This window comes from Synechococcus sp. R55.2, from assembly GCF_047462075.1.
GTDB lineage: Bacteria > Cyanobacteriota > Cyanobacteriia > Thermostichales > Thermostichaceae > Thermostichus.
Genome location: NZ_JANSIH010000318.1, coordinates 1 through 594, shown reverse-complemented (window position 1 = coordinate 594; position 594 = coordinate 1). Strand labels below are relative to the sequence as shown.

The 594-nt window shown below is 47.1% G+C and carries 1 pseudogene; it reads right to left on the bottom strand.

The features are described 5' to 3' along the window. A pseudogene (locus tag NW838_RS10160) lies at positions 1-594 on the bottom strand (glycosyl transferase family 1); the annotation flags it as partial.

The following is a 594-nucleotide window of genomic DNA, read 5'->3' as shown; positions in this document are numbered from 1 at the left end:
AGATGAGCACCTTCTTCTCTGGTTCCTGACTTAGTAACTAAAGGCAAGCCAGCCCCTCTTAGGGCATTAATTAGCCGAATGCGTCTTGGATGAAAGGCACCTGCGTGACCTAAGAAAGCAATTCTGTTCTCCCTGGCTTCTACCCATTCATGAGTAACTGTGTACATATGTATGAGTGGTAGCCAGGCTACATTGTTAAACCCTGCTGCCGCAAACCAGTGTAGGTGCTGGCGATTGAGGGGAGTAACCACATAGTCAAAGTCTTCCGCCGCACAATAGGCTAAGAGATAGTTAATCGGGAAAGACTCTTGATGAGTAGTCCCAGCAAGTAAAACTGTTGGACATTTGAGCTTCTTAGTGTTGATAGGGATACTAGGCTCACAACTCGATGCACGAACAATTAGCAAATCAAACTCTTTATCCTCAATCTGCTCAGACTGCTGGACAAAGTCATAGAGGTCATAATTTCCTTCCGGACACTCCACCAAGCCTTCACGACGGTTGACATAGCCTAGTCCATAGACCCCCACTCTTTTTTTGGGACAGACAGTTACTTGCCGATCTGAAAGCTGCGGCGGTGGGATGTAGTCTGGC